Here is an 18765-nt window from a genome sequence, read left to right as displayed (position 1 = left end):
GTGTTTTAATAAATCTACGCACAAATTATGTTAGCATCTTTATCGATTAAAAATTTTGCTCTGATTGAACAATTAGATATCCGTTTTTCCAATGAGTTTTCAATCATTACGGGAGAAACCGGAGCCGGAAAATCAATATTGTTGGGAGCATTGGGTTTGGTGCTGGGCAGACGTGCCGATTTAACGTCGCTAAAAGACAAAGAACAAAAATGCATTATCGAAGCGCATTTTGAAATCAAAGCCTATACGCTCCAGCCGTTTTTTGAGGAAAACGATCTGGACTATGAAGATACGACCATTATCCGCAGGGAAATCCTTCCTTCCGGAAAATCACGAGCTTTTGTAAATGACAGTCCGGTAAACCTGCAGGAATTGCAGCAGCTGGGCGATTTTTTGCTCGATATCCATTCGCAGCATCAAACGCAGGAATTGTCCAATGAAGAATACCAGATACAAATTCTGGATGCTATTGCAGGACAACAGCCGCTGTTGCAGGAATACAAAGGCAACCTGTCTACATATAAAGCCGTAAAAGCCAGGCTGAAGAAACTGCAGTCAGAAAAAGAAGCCCTGGTGAAAGAACAGGATTACAATAGTTTTTTACTGGAGGAACTTTTGGCAGCCAATTTAAAAGAAGGCGAACAGCAGGAATATGAAGCGGTATTTGAAAAACTCAATAATGTTGAGTTCATCAAAGAATCGCTGGATAAATCATTGGCTGTAGCCGATGAGGAACAAATAGGGGTTACGCAAAATCTGAAAGAGATTAAGGCGTCCCTTCAAAAAATTGCCGGATTATCGGCAGAATATCAGGAATTATTTGACCGCGTATCCAGTGTGCTGATTGAATTTGATGACGTATCGGATGAAATACGCAAACATGCCGAAACTCTGATGAGTGATCCGGAACAGCTGGAACTGGTAAATCAGAAACTACAGCTGATCTATTCGCTTCAAAAGAAGCACCAAGTGGGTACGGTGGAAGAATTGCTGGTCATTCAGAATGACCTGGACAATAAAGCTGTTTTTGCAGACGATCTGGAAGCAATGATTCATTCGCTCGAAAAAGAACTGGAAGCAACCATCGTGGTTTTAGATGCCAAAGCTGCTGCGATCTCAGAAAGCAGAAAGCAGGCTGCTCCGGTACTGATTGAAAAAATTATCGCAATATTATCAGAATTGGGAATGCCGAATGCCCGTTTTGAATTTGAAATAAAACAAACGGACACCTATTTGCTGTCCGGGAAAGACGAAGTACAATTACTGTTTTCGGCCAATAAGGGAACCAGCTTCGGTTTGCTGAAAAAAGTAGCTTCCGGAGGGGAAATGTCCCGTATTATGCTTGCTGTAAAAGCCATTCTGGCAAATTATACCAAACTGCCAACGATTATCTTTGATGAGATCGACACCGGAGTTTCGGGTGAAATTGCTCATAAAATGGGCGATATCATGAAGAAAATGAGCAAGCAGATGCAGGTTTTTGCCATTACCCATTTACCGCAGATTGCCGCGAAAGGAAACCAGCACTATAAAGTGTTTAAATCCACTCAGGGTGAAAACACTGTTTCGGAATTAAAATTGTTAGGGAATGAAGAGCGAATTGTAGAGATCGCAGAAATGCTGTCTGGAAAAGATATATCCGATTCGGCTCTTAACCATGCAAAATCATTATTAATTGAATAAAAAGAATTGTTTTGGAAGAGAATATCAGTTATTATGAAAACCAGTTTATCAGGGCTGATGCTTTGATATCTGACGGGAATGTTTCGGAGGCAAAAGAAATTCTTGAAGAAATTCTGACGCAATATCCGGATTTTGGAAAAGCACACAACCACTTAGGGTGGATCTATTATACCAAGCTGAGCAATTATGAAAAAGGGATTTATCATTATAAGCTGGCGATGCGGTTTGACCCTAAATACCCGGCGTCCTATCTGAACTATGCTTATCTTTTGGTAGACCTGCGCAGGCTGGAGGAAGCAAAAGAACATATTGACGAAACGCTGAAGCATCTGGAAAATGCAGACGGTGCTTCTTATTACAGCGAATTGGGAAGGATTTACGAAATGGAATTTAATTTTATCAGATCCTATGAGTTTTATAAAAAAGCCATGTCCTACGGCTTTGGAGCGCAATTTATAGAGAATATGAAGATGAATATGAATAGGGTGAAAGATAAAATGACTATTTTTGAAAAATTAAAATTGAAATTTATTTAAAAACATAGCTATGTATAATTTATTAAAAGGAAAAAGAGGAATCATTTTTGGAGCTTTAGATGAAAATTCAATTGCTTGGAAAACAGCGGAACGTGTACATGAAGAAGGCGGAACTTTTGTTTTATCAAATGCTCCGATCGCTATGCGTATGGGTACCATTAACCAACTGGCTGAAAAAACAGGTTCTCAGATCATTCCTGCCGATGCTACTTCTATTGAAGATTTAGAGAATTTAGTAGATAAAGCGGTGGAAATCCTTGGCGGTAAAATTGATTTTGTTTTGCATTCAATCGGAATGTCGGTGAATGTTAGAAAAGGAAATCACTATACAAACCAGAATTATGACTATACCCATAAAGGATGGGACGTGTCTGCGGTTTCTTTTCATAAAGTAATGCAGGTGTTGTATAAAAAAGATGCCATGAGCGAATGGGGAAGTATCGTAGCGCTGACGTATATGGCAGCACAACGCGTATTCCCGGATTATAACGATATGGCCGATAATAAAGCATATCTAGAGTCGATTGCCCGTAGTTTCGGATACTTCTTCGGAAAAGATAAAAAAGTAAGGGTAAACACGATTTCCCAGTCTCCGACACCTACAACTGCCGGACAAGGCGTAAAAGGTTTTGGTGGTTTTATCGCTTTTGCCGATAAAATGTCTCCGCTTGGAAACGCTACCGCTTTAGACTGTGCAAACTATACGGTAATGATGTTCTCCGATTTAACCCGCAAAGTAACATTACAAAACTTATTACATGACGGAGGTTTCTCTAACATGGGAGTAAGTCAGGGAGTAATGGAAGCTTTTGAAGAAGGATTGGAAAAAGAGCAGTAAAACTTCTTTAACGGCTTTTTAAGCCGCTGAATAATATCATAAAGACAGAATCTTCTGTTTCGGGAAAACCACCTTATTTGAGGTGGTTTTTTTATTTTTATAAAGTTTATCTTTGTTAAAAAAAAGGAACCCATGTATTTTTCATTTATAATTCCTGTTTACAACAGGCCTGATGAAATTGAAGAGCTGCTTAAAAGCTTAACAGAACAAAACTATCGCGAAGATTTTGAAGTTGTGGTTGTAGAAGACGGTTCTACAATACCCTGCGAGCACATTGTGAATGCCTATAAAGGGAAACTGTTTCTCTCCTATTATAACAAGCCGAATTCCGGTCCCGGTGATTCCAGGAACTACGGAATGCGGAAAGCTATCGGACAGTATTTTATTATTTTGGATTCCGATTGCATTTTGCCGGAAAATTACGTAACTTCAGTTGCTGAGAATCTGGAACGAAACTATGTGGACTGTTTCGGAGGTCCGGACAATGCGCTGGACTCTTTTTCCGATATTCAGAAAGCAATTAATTTTACAATGACCTCTTTCCTTACTACGGGAGGCGTTCGCGGCGGATCTGAAAAAATAGGTAAATTTCAGCCGCGCAGCTTTAATATGGGGCTTTCTAAAAAAGCATTTGAAGCTTCCGGCGGTTTTGGGAACATTCATCCCGGAGAAGACCCGGATTTGTCCATACGCTTATGGGAAATGGGTTTTCAAACCAAACTGTTTAAAGATTCGTATGTATATCATAAAAGAAGAATCGATTGGTCAAAGTTCTATAAACAGGTCAATAAATTTGGAAAAGCAAGGCCCATACTGGATTCCTGGTATCCGAAGTACCGGAAAATAACCTTTTGGTTTCCGTCTTTGTTTTGCCTGGGCTTTTTGGTTGCTTTGGGATTATATGCGTTTGGAATACCGGTATTGTTTCAGTTTTATGTGCTTTATATTGCTATACTGTTTTTGTCCGGAATCATTGAAAATGCCAGTTTAAAAATAGGATTTTTGTCCGTTATTGCCTTTTTTATCCAGTTTTATGGGTACGGAATGGGCTATTTTAAGTCATTTTTTAAAGTTATTTTGTTAAAACAGCAACCGGAAAAAGCATTTCCTGAATTATTCTTTAAAAAGTAAACGATGACAAAGATAATTGGACTTACAGGAGGTATCGGAAGTGGTAAATCGACTATAGCGGCTTATATCGCTGCTCAGGGAATTCCGGTATATATCGCTGATGATGAGGCAAGGAAAATCATGGAATTGCCCGAAATTATACATAAAGTTCAGGAAATTTTTGAAGTGAATGTTATTGAGAATGGAAAATTAAATCGCAAAAAAATTGCGGATCTGGTTTTTTCTGCGCCCAATTTATTAAAAAAACTGAATGAAATTATTCATCCTGCAGTTGATGAAAATTTTAGTATTTGGTTAAAAAACAACGAAAAACACCGTTATATTGTTAAAGAAGTTGCGATTCTTTTTGAAAGTGGCGGCTATAAAAAATGCGATAAAATTATACTGGTTACCGCTCCGGAAGTGGTTAGAATTGAGCGTGTTATGGGTAGGGACGGCGTGATAAAAGAACAGGTGCTGGACCGGATGAAAAACCAGTGGAAAGACGAAGATAAAGCCGTTTTGAGCGATTATATAGTTGTAAACACCGATTTGACCGCTGCTAAGAAAGATGTCGATAAAATTCTTAAAGAATTGAATAAAATTTAAAAACAGGTCAAGATGTTAATCTTTGGTTAATGTTTTTAAGCAATAAATGTTAAAATGTTAATTTTGTTTTGATGAATAAAACGAGATTCCTCTTATTGATAATATTGATGAGCCTATCGCTGGTAGGAATCATATTAGTACAATTATTCTGGATAAATACTTCTTATAAAAATAATGAAGAACAGTTTAAGTATCACGTACAACAAGTTATCGGTAGCGTAGCTAACAAACTACAGCAACAGGAGTATTTTGAGTTCTATGAAAAGTTCAATAAATTAAAGGATAGTATCGGTAAGGTACCGAGACAAAGCGATTTGTTAGAGTATTTCTACGTAAAACGCGACCCGAAAACGAATGAACAGATCATTTACTCGAATACTATCGTTTTAGAAGATTATAATTTAAATCGTTCGTTCTTTGATAAAAAATCGGATTCCGTTTCGCTGAAAAGTTTTGTAGCGAAACGAAAGACAGAAATTTACAATGGAAATGTAGTGGATAATTCTTCTTTTCAAAAAGCACCGATGCCGGATGTTACGATTGAAAAAGAAGGAAATCTGGACATTCTGGACAAAGCACAGTTTGAGATCTATTTCAAGGATATCGTCGGACTGAAACCCATTCAGGAGCGGGTATCGAAAGATAAACTGCAGCTGATGCTTCGTAATGAATTGAATCAATATGGGGTGAACACGCCTTTTGAGTTCGGGATTTACAGTAATATGCTGGCTACAAAAGTGAAATCGGAGAATTTTAATTACGATAAAAATTCAACCTACAGTATTCCGGTTTTCCCGGATAACGAAGGACAGAGCAAATACCAGCTTTTGCTGAGCTTTCCTCAAAAGAACAAGTTTCTTTTCTCGTCACTGGTCGGAATTACCTCACTGTCCATCATTTTTACACTGGTTATCATCGTGGCCTATTTTAGTGCCCTGAACCAGTTGATCAAACAAAAGCAGATTTCGGAAATTAAAACCGATTTTATCAACAACATGACCCATGAGTTTAAAACACCCATTGCAACGATTAACCTTGCTTTGGATGCGATTAAAAACCCAAAAATCATAGACGATAAAGAAAAAGTACAGCGGTACCTGCAAATGATAAGGGATGAGAATAAAAGAATGCATGCCCAGGTTGAAAACGTACTGCGTATTTCGAAATTAGAAAAAAGAGAGTTGGAGATCAGTAAAGAGCCAACAGACGTTCATACTATAATTGAAGATGCTATCGAGCATGTTAACCTGATTGTTGAAGACCGTGGCGGTGTTATTAAAGAACACCTGAATGCAAAACGGACAACAATACTGCTGAACGATGTTCACTTTACGAATGTAATGGTTAACATACTGGACAATGCGATTAAATATTCGCCTGAGGCACCAATAATCGATGTTACAACAGAAAACGTAAAAGATTTTGTGTTGATTAAAATAAAAGACAACGGCGCCGGGATGAGTAAAGTCGCTCAAAAGAGAATTTTTGAAAAATTCTACCGCGAGCACACAGGCGATTTACATAATGTGAAAGGACACGGGCTGGGATTAGCCTATGTGAAAAGGATTATTGAAGACCATAACGGTCAGATATTTGTAGAAAGCGAGAAAGGTAAAGGAAGTACCTTTATAATTAAAATGCCACTAATAAATTAATGATATGGATACGACTAACAAAAAAATTCTTTTAGTAGAAGATGACCCCAATTTTGGAGCAGTGCTCAAAGATTACCTTTTAATAAACGATTTTGAAGTTACTTTAGCCAAAAATGGTATGGAAGGTTTCGAAAAATTCAAGAAAGATAATTTCGATTTATGCATTCTTGATGTGATGATGCCTTACAAAGATGGTTATACACTAGCGAGAGAAATCCGCGAAAAAAATAAAGAAGTGCCTATTATCTTTTTAACGGCAAAATCCATGAAAGAGGATGTGTTAAAAGGATACAAAGTAGGAGCAGATGATTATTTGAACAAACCTTTTGATTCGGAAGTATTGCTGATGAAAATCAAAGCAATTATCCAGCGTAAAGCATCGGAAGTTAAAACAGATAATACGAAGTTTGAATTTATCATCGGTAAATTCCATTTGAACTCAAAATTACGTTTCTTATCTTTCCAGAATGAGGAGCCGATCAAATTATCTCCAAAAGAGAATGAATTGCTTAAAATGCTTGCTTTGCATGAAAATGACTTAATGCCAAGAGAGTTAGCACTAACAAAAATCTGGAGAGACGACAATTACTTTACCTCAAGAAGTATGGACGTTTATATCGCCAAATTGCGTAAATACCTGAAACAGGACGAAGATGTTGAGATTCTGAACATCCACGGTGAAGGTTTCCGTTTGGTAATCAAAAATAAAGTTGCAGAATAACACCCTATCTACTCTGAAACAAAAAAGCTCCTGTAAAGGAGCTTTTTATATTTTTATGCTTTCCAGTCCAGCAATAAAGCAAAACTTACTTTATTGTCTTTAGTAACCGAAAAATATGTCTGATCTGCTTCCTGATCCCGGTGAATCGTTACCTGATCGTTTAAATTGAGCTCTCTCAGAAAATTCATTTCAAAACTTTTGAGGCCCTGTTTCAAGACCTGTCTGGCATCCAGGGTGTCGAGGCACCATTCCAGATATTTCACATTGTTTACGTGATTAACGATATCCAGGTCGGAGAGTACAATGGTCCGGTTGGTCACTTTTTCGGCTTCCCGGGTCACGTTAATCCGTGAAAAGCTGTGTTCGGTAGCGTGGCGGTCGGGATATTTTTCAAAATGCTCGTGCGGTAAAGCCAGCGCTTCCGCTTTTCTCAGTTTGGTATTAAAAACAGCCCAATAGGTGGTGGCACCGGCTATTTTTTTACCATTCAGGTACATTTCAATATTACGGATAGAGCGGGAGCCCTGTAAATCTTCAATCCATGTTTTTACGATTACCTTGTCCATCCATTTGGGTAAAGTATCGGTTATTTCCACGCGGATCCGGCTTAAAACCCAGGCCTGATCGTGTTCCTGCATGTCGTTAAAGCTCAATCCGCCATGAATGGAATGCTCGGCGGCGGTTAGCTGCAGTATGTTACAAAGGTCTACATATTTCAGAAGCCCGTATGGAGTACATTGGGTAAAATTGATCTCCCATTCGTGTTCATAAACGGAAGTAAAATCGGGTGCTATTGGCATGATTATGAATTTTGAATTTGCTGCTTCACATAATCGATAATGTTTTCGGGCGAAGCTTTAAAATCAAACCATTTTGCATTTTCCGTCCGTTTGAACCAGGTCATCTGACGTTTTGCGAAACGGCGTGTATTCTTTTTTATTTCTTCAACAGCAAAATCGAATGTGAAATCGCCGTCAAAGTAACTAAATAATTCGCGATAACCCACCGTTTGTAAAGCGTTTAACGCTTTATTAGCATAAAGCGATTCGGCTTCTTTTAAAAGCCCGGCCTGCAGCATGAGGTCAACTCTTTGGTTAATGCGGTCATACATGAGTTCCCTGTCGGCTTCCAGACCAATCACTATAGGCGTGAAATTACGGCTGTTTTTTTTCTGATTCAGGAAAGAAGAATAGGTCTTGCCGCTGCCAATGCAAACTTCCACAAAACGCATCATGCGCTGGGGATTTTGCAGGGTTTGCGGATTTTCCTGAAGGATTTTGGTATAATAGTCCGGGTCGCGTTGCTGTAACTCGTTTTGCAGGTATGTTATGCCGTGGTTTTCGAAGTTTTCCCGGATGTTCTCCCGAACGGAAGGAGCTATGTCCGGAAAATCATCAAAGCCTTTTAAAACGGCATTAACGTATAATCCGGAACCGCCAACCATAATCTGGATGTTGTTCCTCAGGAATAGTGTATCGAGTAAAGTAACGGCTTCCCTTTCGAAATCGCCCACCGTATAGTCGTCAAATACCGATTTGTTCTGGATAAAATGATGCGGTGCTGCCGCTAATTCTTCAGCAGAAGGCACGGCCGTCCCGATGGTCATTTCTTTAAAAAACTGACGGCTGTCGCAGGAAAGGATCTCACAGTTAAAATGCTTTGCGAGTGTAATGCTCAAAGCGGTTTTACCGATAGCGGTCGGACCGATTATGGTGATTAAATAGTTAGTCATTACTTAATTTTTCCCCGCAGTGATGACAATAGCGGGAGTCTTGATTATAAATTATAGTCGTACAGGAAGGACATACTTTTTTACCTTCCGTGTCGGTGGCATTTCTTTTGGCATTGGCAAACTCGGCCGTTACTATTCCGGTAGGAACCGCAATAATGCCATAACCCATGATCATGATAAAGGCGGCAATAATCTGCCCTAAGGTCGTTACCGGGGCAATATCGCCGTAACCAACGGTCGTGAGCGTAACCACACACCAGTAAATGCTCACCGGAATGCTGGTAAAACCGCTTTCCGGACTTTCAATAACATACATGATGGCACCTAAAAGAATGGAAACCACCAGGATAAAATAGATAAAAACAATAATTTTGGTACGGCTGGCTTTTATGGCCAGTTTAAGCTGGGATTCCTGTCCGGTGAAATGCACCAGGTTTAAAATACCGAACAAACGCAGTAAACGCAAAGCCCGTACCACCGATAGTATTTTGGATCCCGGAATAAAAAAGGATAAATACATCGGTAAAATGGAAATCAGGTCGACCAGGCCGTAAAAACTGAAAATATATTTTAAGGGACGCTTGTTGCAAATGATCCGGAGGGCATATTCAATACTGAAAAAAACAGTAATGATCCATTCCGAAACCACGAGAAAAGTATGGTATTTGGCATCCAGTTTCTGTACCGATTCAAGCATGACCAAAAGGACACTCAACAAAATCACACCCAGAAGGGCTAAGTCAAAAAGACGTCCGCCAAAAGTGTTGGAACCGTAAATAACAATATACGTTTTCTGCCTGAAAATGTCGTATTTGGTTTTTAATACCCTCATACTCGCACTGGATTTAAAAGGTGACTACTTTGCTAACTTTCTTTTTGCGCAGGTAATTCTGAATGATATTCCGGGTATCCCTGTTGTGCTGCATCGGGATAATGATCTTTTTAAGGATGTCAATATTGTTAATCTGGTAGTTAAGATCGTAAAAGCAATAGCCTTTGTAGATCCCGTTTTCAACTAAAATAGCACTTCTTTCATCAATGCTTCTTCCCCGGTCTACAATAACCATATTCTGATTCTGGAACTGGTGGTTGTTCAGGAAATCCTGAACCCTAACATTGTAATCGGCAGCAGCTTCTTTGCCAATGCAGGCACCGTGGCATTGCTTGATATCGTACTGAAAGCAGCCTTTTTTAGTGTCGTATAAACCGTTTATTTTCTGGCATAACTGGTATTCGGCAGTTATTTTATGCAAAAAATTCTTGCCTTCAACCAGCGTAGCAAAAGAAGTGACTTCTTTTTTGCGCCCGTCGGCTTTGGCGAGGCGTAAGGCCAGATAGCCTCCCTCATTTTTTTCGGCATATAAAGCCCAGGGAAAAATTGTTTTTCGCTGTGATCTGTTGTAAACGGGCTTGTTTACTTTTATTTCCTCGCTTTCTTTTAGCAGCGCAACCAGTTCGTTTCCGGTTTCTTCAAAAGTAACCGCAAAAACTTCCTGCTGTATTCGCTTTGCTTTTCGCGAGGTTCCTGTAAAGTGCTGGTTAACGCGTTTTTTGATGTTTTTGCTTTTGCCGATATAAATAATGGTTCCGTCTTCACGGTGAATATAATAGATACCGGTTTTGGCGGGAATCGCTTCCACGATGTCCAGTAATTTCGGGGAAATTCCGGTTTTTATTTCTTTTTTGACAAAGCTTGTAATAATTTCCTTTTTGACATCTTTTGCCAAAAGCATTTTAAAAAGCTTAACGGTTGCCATCGCATCTCCGGTAGCCCGGTGCCTGTCGGCAATAGGAATACCAAGGCTACGCACCAGTTTTCCTAAACTATAGGAAGGCTGGTCCGGAATTAATTTTTTAGATAATTCAACGGTACAGATGGTATTGCTGTTGAAGTCATATCCCAGGCGTCTGAATTCCGTACGCAGGATGCGGTAATCAAAAGAAGCATTATGGGCTACGATGATGCAATCCTGGGTAATTTCAATGATCCGCTTTGCAACTTCATAAAATTTAGGAGCAGAACGCAGCATAGCATTATTGATCCCGGTAAGTTTTACAACAAACGGCTGAATTGGTATTTCGGGATTAATAAGGCTGATAAACTGATCGACAACTTCATGTCCATCAAATTTATAGATGGCAATTTCCGTTATTCCTTCTTCGTTAAATTGCCCTCCGGTTGTCTCTATGTCTAATATAGCGTACAAATTCTGTTCTTAGTTTATAACGTTTTCTATTATCGCGTTCCAAAGATACTGCTTCCTATCCGAACCATGGTGCTTCCGCAGGCAATGGCGATTTTATAGTCGCCCGACATTCCCATGGACAATACCGATAGATCAAAATTGGCAGCGGTAATTCCTTTTGTGCTGTCAAAAATAGCTTTTAAATTTTGAAACTCCTTTTTTATTTGTGCTTCGCTGTCGGTAAAAGTGGCCATTCCCATTAATCCGATCACGCGAATGTGCTGTAATTCCTTAAATGTTTCCGACTGCAGCAATTCGTTTAACTCGTTTACATCCAGTCCGAATTTGCTTTCTTCCTCAGCGATATATATTTGCAGCAGGCAGTCAATAACACGGTCGTGTTTCTTGGCCTGTTTGTTGATTTCCTGTAATAATTTCAAGCTGTCTACTCCGTGAACAAGGGTCACATAAGAAGCCATATACTTGACTTTGTTGGACTGTACGTGACCAATCATGTGCCATTGAATATCTTTTGGCAGCTGTTCCCATTTGTCCGTCATTTCCTGGATCTTGTTTTCTCCGAAAATGCGCTGCCCGGCTTCATAGGCTTCCATCAGATCCGATACCGGTTTGGTTTTCGAAACCGCTACCAGGGTAACCGGTTCCGGAAGCGAATTTTTTATAGCGAGTAGGTTTTCTTTTATTGTCATTTGCTGTAACATTATAATTTACAAAGGATCGTTATATCTCATAAACAACCAGTCCGCTCCTGAACTTGGGTTCAATATAGGTGCTTTTTGGCGGCATGATCAGATTGGCATCGGCCAGATCCTTAATTTCCGAAATATTGGTAGGAAACAGCATAAAACCAATTTCAAATTCGCCGCTGTCTACCATTTCTTTAATGTTGGTGATCGATTTACTTCCAGCAATGTAGGCAATACGGTCGTCGGTACGCAAATCGTCAATCCCTAAAATCGGCTGTAAAACCGTTGTATATAAAATCTGGGCATCCAGTCCGGCAAGAGCATTATCAAAGGTAAAGTTTTCTTCCTTTAATTTCAGGGTATAAAATTCTCCATCAAGATACATACCAAACTCAAATTTGTGCTTGGGTTTCCATAATTCCTGCTTCTTGCTTTTGATGACAAAATTGTCGGCTAATTTTTTAATAAAATCCTCTTTGGTATAACCGTTCAAATCGCGGATCAGGCGGTTGTATTCGTATATTTTTACATTACTGTCGGCAATTAAATAACTCATAAAGTAATTCAGGTTTTCATTGCCTGAATCTTTATCCTGTTCGTATAATAACTCGGCAGAAGCAGAGCGGTGGTGCCCGTCTGCGATGTAAAAATCGCCAACCGTCGTGAATTGCTCCTGTAACCACTGAATTTCCTTTTCATCTGCAATTTTCCAAAGGGTGTGTTTCTCCTTATTGGTTGTTGAGAACTCCAGTAAAGGACGTTCTGCTGTTTTGGATGTTATCCATTCGTTTAAAACGGAATTGTCCTGATAGGTCATCAAAACGGGTTCGGTATTGAATCCGGTCTGATGCAGGTAATCCTTAAACAGATCCACGCGGTATTGCAGCGTGTCTTCGTGTTTGCGGATATGATTTTGCTGGTAATCTTCTACCGAGGTTCCGGCCAGGATTCCGGTAAAAATGTGGTTTTTGGTTTCAATCCGGTAAACATACAGTACTGCTGTTTCTTCCTGAACCAGAATGCCCTCTTTTTTAAAATCGGCATATTTATGGGCGACCATTTTAAAGCGTTTGTCAAATCCGATCTTTTGCTGGTTCACATAAGCCGGATTCAGGATATGCAAAAAAGAAAACGGATTGAATTCCAGGTAAGCCGCCAGTTCCGCAGCCCCATAATCGTCGTAGGAGCGGGAAGTAACCAGGCTTACTTTGTCTGCTGTGGGATGAACTGCTTTAAAAGGTTTTATTATCGCCATTTTGTGTTTAAATTAAAAATTGACAATTGATAACCTGCCGGATACCAATTGTCAATAGTGTATCGTTGTGATTATGCGAACATTTTCGCTACTTTCTCTGCTTTTTTGCTTTCCGAATAGTCATAGAATCCTTCTCCGGATTTTACGCCTAATTTTCCTGCCATTACCATGTTTACCAATAAAGGACACGGAGCATATTTAGGATTTTTGAATCCGTCGTACATTACGTTTAAGATTGAAAGACAAACATCCAGACCGATAAAATCTGCTAATTGTAATGGTCCCATAGGGTGTGCCATTCCCAATTTCATAACGGTGTCGATTTCCTGTACGCCGGCCACACCGTTGTATAAGGTTTCGATAGATTCGTTAATCATCGGCATTAAAATTCTGTTGGCTACAAATCCCGGATAATCGTTTACTTCAACCGGTGTTTTTCCTAAAGCTACCGATAAATCCATAATGGTTTTGGTCACTTCGTCTGTAGTATTGTAACCACGGATGATTTCTACCAGTTTCATGATAGGCACCGGGTTCATAAAGTGCATACCGATTACACGCTCCGGATTTTTAACCACAGAAGCGATTTGTGTAATGGAAATAGAAGAAGTATTGGACGCTAAAATGGTGTTTTCACCGCAAACTTCACTCAGTTGTTTGAAGATGTTTAGCTTTAAAGTTACATTTTCTGTAGCCGCTTCTATCACTAAATCAGCATTTACCACTCCGTCTGCAATGTCGGTATAGGTAATGATGTTTTCAATTGTTGCTTTTTTATCGGCTTCGGTAATGGTTCCTTTTGCAATCATTCGGTCTAAATTCCCAACGATTGTTGCCATTCCTTTTTCTAAAGATTTTTCAGAAATATCAATTAATAATACTTTAAAACCGCTTTGTGCAAAAGTATGCGCAATTCCGTTACCCATTGTTCCAGCTCCGATTACAGCTATGTTTTTCATTTTATGGTTGTTTTTTAATGTTTGTTATTATTCCGTTGGATAGTAATGTGTTCGGGATTACTATTGTATTGCCGGCATCATCCTGAATAATGGTATCGTGAAGGTTGACTTCCATAACCCGTCCGGATTTTCCCTGAAATTCAATATAATCGTTTACCCGGAACGGTTTGAAAATCAGTATGAAAATTCCGCCTACAATATTACTCAGAGCCTGCTGTGAGGCAAAACCGGCAATCAGGGTGGTTACACCTGCTCCGGCAAGTAATGAATGACCGTATGTTTTGGCAATTGGCAGTGTTAGTAAAGCCCATCCGAAACCGAAAAGATAGATGACCGCCGTTGCAAAATGTTTGAAAAAAACATAATTGGTAGGATCATTATCGATAATGCCGGATTTTTTAAGGATGAGTCTTTTCAGATACAAATTGAAAAAATACGAAAAAAGCAGGGTCGCTCCGCAAATTATAGCGAACCGAATCAGGGTTTCCGTATCGGATAATACTGTATCGATCATGTCCTGCTGCTTAGTTACCGAAACAGTTGATAATCTGGTGGGCTACACGCAAAGCTTCCGTTCCGTCTTCCAACGTTACAATTGGTGTTGTATTGTTGTTGATGGCATCGGCAAATGTTTCCAATTCGTCTAAAATAGCATTGTTTTGTACTACAGACGGATTGTCGTAATAGATTTGTTTTTTAACTCCTTCTGCATTTTGTAAAATCATATCGAAATCACCCGGAATTTCCGGTGCATCTTTCATTTTTACCACTTCACATACTTTGTCCAGGTAATCCACAGAAATATAGGCATCTTTCTGGAAAAAACGGGCTTTACGCATGTTTTTCATCGAGATACGACTGGAAGTGACATTGGCCACACAGCCGTTTTCAAATTCAATACGGGCATTGGCAATATCCGGAGAATCACTAATTACCGATACACCGCTCGCACTGATGTTTTTTACTTTCGATTTCACGACGCTTAAAATAGCATCGATATCGTGGATCATTAAATCCAGCACCACCGGAACATCCGTACCGCGCGGGTTAAATTCGGCTAAACGGTGGGTTTCGATAAACATCGGATTTTCAATTTTATCTTTAACCGCTTTAAAAGCCGGATTAAAGCGTTCCACATGACCTACCTGACCTTTTACCTGGTATTTGTTTGCCAGTACAATGATTTCATTGGCTTCTTCCACGGTGTTTGCAATGGGTTTTTCCAGGAAAACATGCTTCCCGTTTTCAATGGCTTCTTTGGCACATTCAAAATGAGAAAGGGTAGGCGTAACGATATCGACTACATCGACAGCGTTGATTAAAGCAGTTATAGAGTCGAATTTTGTATAACCAAATTCCTGAGCCACTTTTTCAGCATTTTCGGCATTCGGGTCATAGAATCCTATTAATTCGTATTTTTCAGATTGATTGAGTAATCGCAAATGTATTTTTCCAAGGTGACCGGCACCCAATACGCCAACTTTTAGCATGATTATCTATTTTCAACAAAAATAAACCATTTAGATTTAAAATCTTATATTTCAAATTCAAAAGTTGGATGATTTTTTAAAGCGAAATAGGCTGTTAATAATTTCAGATGATGGATTTCAAATTGTAAATTTGTTTGCTATTTTTACCGATAATTAATTGCCATAAAATTGAAAGATACTGCCAAACATCAAGGACTTCGTAATCAGTTAGTAACCGTTTTACAACAGAAAGGTATCACGGACAGAAACGTATTGGATGCCATCAAGAAAATTCCGAGACACTTATTTTTAAACTCCAGTTTTGAAGATTTTGCCTATCAGGACAAAGCTTTCCCGATTGGTGCCGGGCAGACGATTTCGCAGCCCTATACGGTAGCTTTTCAGTCGGAATTATTACAGGTGAAAAAAGACGATAAGGTATTGGAAATCGGTACCGGTTCCGGCTATCAGACGGCTGTTTTGTGTACGATGGGTGCCAAAGTGTTCAGCGTGGAGCGTCAGAACGAACTGTTTAAAACCACTTCGTTATTGCTGCCAAAACTGGGAATGCGTCCGAAACATTTGTCGTTTGGCGACGGCTATAAAGGGCTGCCTAATTTTGCACCTTTTGACAGTATTATCGTAACTGCCGGAGCGCCGTTTATTCCGCAGCCTTTAATGGCACAGTTAAAAATAGGCGGAAGGCTGGTAATTCCTTTGGGCGAAGATGTTCAGGTCATGACGCTGCTGATCCGCAAAAATGAAACACAGTTTGAAAAACACGAATTCGGCGATTTCCGTTTCGTGCCTTTACTGGAAGATAAAAACTAAAATATAGAAAACGCCCGATTAAGTATCGGGCGTTTTAATTTTGTACCAGTACGTTCAGGTAGCGTTCCAGGCTTTCTTTTTCGGCCAGCGCAATAAACACCAGTAAAGGTTCTTTGTCTTTCGTAAGCGCCGCCGTTTCGCATATTTTAGCAAACAGCATACGGTATTCCGGATTGCCTTTAATATTGGTAACTACAAAACCGTTTTGCAGTAAAATGAAGTTCATGAACAAACGGGCTACTTTTCCGTTTCCGTTAAGGAATGGCTGGATGGAAAGGAGCTGTTCCAGCATTTCGGCAGCTAATACTACCGGATGCAGTTTGTTTTTATTGGTTTCATACCACATAAAACTATCGGTGATTTGTTTCTGAATCAATGCCGGTGCCGGAGGAATATAGGCACTTTCCGGCGTGTTCAGCATTTCGGTACGGTATTTTCCGGATGCTTCCGGATGAATACCCCTGATAATCATATTGTGGAGCGAGAAAAGATCTTTTTCAGACAGGGCACCGTTTCGTTCAACAAGCTGTTTTAAATGACGGATGGCTTCCTGATGGTTGATGGTTTCCAGGTGTTCGCGCATGCTTTTTCCGGCTATGGTGAGGCCCTGGAAAAGAACTGCACTTGTTTCGTCCAGCGAAAGGGTGTTGCCTTCCAGCTGATTGCTTTCAAAGGTGTATTCCAGTTCCAGTATGCGGGTAACTTTTTCCGTTTCAAATTGCCGGAACCGGTCTGCTTTTTCTTTCAGATTGTCAATTTCATTCAGTAAAAGCTGAAGCCGTGCCGAAATGGGATAGGCTTTTTGGAAAGCATTGAATTTGATCTCTTCTTCGGCAAGCTGAATGGCTTTCAGGGCATATTCGTCCTGTCCGATCTCGTAGAGGATCTTTTCTTTCAGCCATGCCACCAGCAGGGTTTCAAAATCGATTTCCAGTAAGGCAGCCAGTTTGGAGAGCTGTTCCCGTGTTGGTTTGCGCAGGCCGTTTTCGAATTTACTAATCAAAGCCTGGTCAATATGAAGCAATTGTGCCACTTCCCGTGTTTTGAGTCCTTTTTGTTCCCGTGCGTTTTTGAGAAGTGTTTTCATGGTTGTTGAATTTCATGACAATTTTAGTCATAAAATATCAATTTAGAAATAGCTTTTCCGGTAAAATTTAGTGTACTTTTTTAATACGGTCTAAGTCACGCTTGTTGTCGCGGTCTTTTATCGTTTCGCGCTTATCAAAGTTTTTCTTACCACGGCAAAGGGCAATGTCTAATTTGGCCAGTCCTTTTTCGTTGGTAAAAAGACGCAACGGAATAATGGTAAGCCCTTTATTCTGCATACTTTTTAAAAGACTTTTCAGTTCTTTCCGGTTTAATAACAGTTTGCGCTCGCTTTTTGCTTTGTGGTTGTAGTGCGTGCCGTAAAGGTATTCTTCAATATGGGAATTGATCACAAAAAGTTCATGACCGTGAAATTCACAGAAACTTTCGGCAATAGAAGCTTTTCCCAAACGAATAGACTTGATCTCAGTCCCGGTTAATACAATACCGGCGGTATACTTTTCGAGTATTTCGTAGTCGAATTTCGCTCTTTTATTAAGTATGTTGACTGTTTTTAGCATAGGATGGCAAATGTAAGAACAAAAAGCGAATCAGGAAAATTTTAAAGTTTTAATTCCATTCGAAAATAATTTTTATACTATGATTTTTGTCAGTTTTTATTGGATTCAATGGGGCTAATTTTGTCTTGTAAATATTAAACAATCACTGAAATGAAAAAAATAACTTTTTTAGCAATTATCTTTACTTTTCTTGGTGTAAACTTTATGCAGGCACAGGAAAAAGAAAACACACAGCAAGATTTTAAAAAATGGCAGGTTAGACTTAGAGGTATCGGAGTAGTGCCAAATGAAAGTGCAGATATTGGTATTATCGGAGGGGATGTTTCGCTTTCCAATACGATCGTTCCGGAGCTGGATTTCTCATATTTCTTTACTAAAAATATTGCTGTAGAATTGATTTTAGGAACTACAAAACACGATGTACATACAGTAGGTTCGGATATTTCAGCTGTTGGCGGTCCGACTAAAGCAGATGTCGATTTGGGTTCTGTTCGTTTACTGCCACCTACTTTGACTGTTCAGTATCACTTTTTCCCATTGGGCGAAAAAGTATTCAAACCTTATGTAGGAGCAGGATTGAACTATACGTTCTTCTATGATGTAAAAGAAGGAAATACTGTAAAAGATGTAAAATATGATAATGCATTAGGGTATGCGGTTCAGGCTGGTTTTGACCTGATGCTTGATGATACTTTCTTCATAAATGCCGATGTAAAACGTTTGTTCCTGAAAACGGACGTAACGGTTGATGCTTCAAACCTGGCACCAGGGCTGAGTATTCCGGCAGATGTAAAAATTAATCCTTGGATATTGGGATTAGGGGTTGGAATGAAGTTCTAATATCCGGGATATAATAGTTGGTTTTTT

The 18765-nt window shown here is 39.5% G+C and carries 20 protein-coding genes; 9 read left to right on the top strand and 11 right to left on the bottom strand.

From position 1 onward, the window contains the following. Positions 1-27: 27 nt before the first annotated feature. The 7 genes from recN (at position 28) to HW120_RS16520 (ending at position 7152) form a co-directional block, all read left to right on the top strand. Complete coding sequence (gene recN / locus HW120_RS16550; protein ID WP_177735615.1) at positions 28-1683, top strand: DNA repair protein RecN; 1656 nt, start codon at positions 28-30, stop codon at positions 1681-1683. Positions 1684-1694: 11 nt separating this feature from the next. Continuing rightward, on the top strand, positions 1695-2219 hold the full coding sequence (locus HW120_RS16545) for a tetratricopeptide repeat protein (protein WP_177735613.1): 525 nt from the start codon (positions 1695-1697) through the stop codon (positions 2217-2219). A 10-nt stretch (positions 2220-2229) separates the two neighbouring features. Beyond that, on the top strand, positions 2230-3057 hold the full coding sequence (locus HW120_RS16540) for an enoyl-ACP reductase FabI (protein ID WP_177735610.1): 828 nt from the start codon (positions 2230-2232) through the stop codon (positions 3055-3057). A gap of 132 nt (positions 3058-3189) precedes the next feature. Continuing rightward, positions 3190-4188 (top strand): glycosyltransferase, encoded by a 999-nt coding sequence (locus HW120_RS16535; RefSeq protein ID WP_177735608.1) that lies wholly within the window; start codon positions 3190-3192, stop codon positions 4186-4188. Between the two features lie 3 nt (positions 4189-4191). After that, complete coding sequence (coaE, locus tag HW120_RS16530) at positions 4192-4776, top strand: dephospho-CoA kinase (RefSeq protein ID WP_177735606.1); 585 nt, start codon at positions 4192-4194, stop codon at positions 4774-4776. Positions 4777-4847: 71 nt separating this feature from the next. Then, positions 4848-6431 (top strand): sensor histidine kinase, encoded by a 1584-nt coding sequence (locus HW120_RS16525; RefSeq protein ID WP_177735604.1) that lies wholly within the window; start codon positions 4848-4850, stop codon positions 6429-6431. 4 nt (positions 6432-6435) lie between these two features. After that, positions 6436-7152: a response regulator transcription factor gene (locus HW120_RS16520; protein ID WP_177735602.1), complete on the top strand. Its 717-nt coding sequence runs from the start codon at positions 6436-6438 to the stop codon at positions 7150-7152. Positions 7153-7205: 53 nt separating this feature from the next. Here the strand turns inward: HW120_RS16520 and HW120_RS16515 are convergent, their stop codons facing one another. The 9 genes from HW120_RS16515 to HW120_RS16475 all read right to left on the bottom strand — a co-directional run bounded on the left by HW120_RS16515 (position 7206) and on the right by HW120_RS16475 (position 15481). Next, the gene (locus HW120_RS16515; protein WP_177735600.1) at positions 7206-7952 is read right to left on the bottom strand and encodes an acyl-[acyl-carrier-protein] thioesterase; all 747 of its coding nucleotides are present in this window, start codon (positions 7950-7952) and stop codon (positions 7206-7208) included. 2 nt (positions 7953-7954) lie between these two features. After that, positions 7955-8884 carry a tRNA (adenosine(37)-N6)-dimethylallyltransferase MiaA gene (gene miaA / locus HW120_RS16510; RefSeq protein ID WP_177735598.1) on the bottom strand — a complete coding sequence of 310 codons (930 nt, stop codon included), beginning with the start codon at positions 8882-8884 and terminating at the stop codon, positions 7955-7957. Continuing rightward, entirely contained in the window at positions 8877-9716 is an 840-nt protein-coding gene (locus tag HW120_RS16505) for an ion transporter (RefSeq protein WP_177735596.1), read from the bottom strand. Before HW120_RS16505 ends, miaA begins: the two co-directional genes overlap by 8 nt. Before the next feature lie 13 nt (positions 9717-9729). Continuing rightward, positions 9730-11091 (bottom strand): exonuclease domain-containing protein, encoded by a 1362-nt coding sequence (locus tag HW120_RS16500; RefSeq protein WP_177735594.1) that lies wholly within the window; start codon positions 11089-11091, stop codon positions 9730-9732. Between the two features lie 29 nt (positions 11092-11120). Then, on the bottom strand, positions 11121-11780 hold the full coding sequence (locus HW120_RS16495) for a YggS family pyridoxal phosphate-dependent enzyme (protein WP_177735592.1): 660 nt from the start codon (positions 11778-11780) through the stop codon (positions 11121-11123). Between the two features lie 31 nt (positions 11781-11811). After that, positions 11812-13032 carry a DUF1015 domain-containing protein gene (locus tag HW120_RS16490; protein WP_177735590.1) on the bottom strand — a complete coding sequence of 407 codons (1221 nt, stop codon included), beginning with the start codon at positions 13030-13032 and terminating at the stop codon, positions 11812-11814. A gap of 71 nt (positions 13033-13103) precedes the next feature. After that, positions 13104-13991 (bottom strand): 3-hydroxyacyl-CoA dehydrogenase family protein, encoded by an 888-nt coding sequence (locus HW120_RS16485; protein WP_177735588.1) that lies wholly within the window; start codon positions 13989-13991, stop codon positions 13104-13106. Between the two features lies 1 nt (position 13992). Further along, complete coding sequence (locus HW120_RS16480; RefSeq protein WP_177735586.1) at positions 13993-14505, bottom strand: mechanosensitive ion channel family protein; 513 nt, start codon at positions 14503-14505, stop codon at positions 13993-13995. 10 nt (positions 14506-14515) lie between these two features. Next, a complete protein-coding gene (locus HW120_RS16475) occupies positions 14516-15481 on the bottom strand; it encodes a Gfo/Idh/MocA family protein (RefSeq protein ID WP_177735584.1) in 966 nt (321 codons plus the stop codon). Between the two features lie 168 nt (positions 15482-15649). Here HW120_RS16475 and HW120_RS16470 point away from each other — a divergent pair, with 168 nt between their 5' ends. Continuing rightward, the gene (locus tag HW120_RS16470; protein WP_177735582.1) at positions 15650-16291 is read left to right on the top strand and encodes a protein-L-isoaspartate(D-aspartate) O-methyltransferase; all 642 of its coding nucleotides are present in this window, start codon (positions 15650-15652) and stop codon (positions 16289-16291) included. Positions 16292-16325: 34 nt separating this feature from the next. Here HW120_RS16470 and HW120_RS16465 read toward each other — a convergent pair whose 3' ends face one another. Then, on the bottom strand, positions 16326-17378 hold the full coding sequence (locus HW120_RS16465; protein WP_177735580.1) for a Fic family protein: 1053 nt from the start codon (positions 17376-17378) through the stop codon (positions 16326-16328). Between the two features lie 67 nt (positions 17379-17445). Then, positions 17446-17898: an SsrA-binding protein SmpB gene (gene smpB / locus HW120_RS16460; RefSeq protein ID WP_177735578.1), complete on the bottom strand. Its 453-nt coding sequence runs from the start codon at positions 17896-17898 to the stop codon at positions 17446-17448. A gap of 150 nt (positions 17899-18048) precedes the next feature. Between smpB and HW120_RS16455 the strand changes: the two genes are divergently transcribed. Next, complete coding sequence (locus HW120_RS16455; RefSeq protein WP_177735576.1) at positions 18049-18738, top strand: OmpW/AlkL family protein; 690 nt, start codon at positions 18049-18051, stop codon at positions 18736-18738. Positions 18739-18765: the final 27 nt, after the last annotated feature.

Origin of the sequence: Flavobacterium inviolabile (assembly GCF_013389455.1) — a bacterium.
Taxonomy (GTDB): Bacteria; Bacteroidota; Bacteroidia; order Flavobacteriales; family Flavobacteriaceae; genus Flavobacterium; species Flavobacterium inviolabile.
Note: the sequence above shows the minus strand (reverse complement) of the source record. Positions and strands in the feature narration are given on the sequence as shown.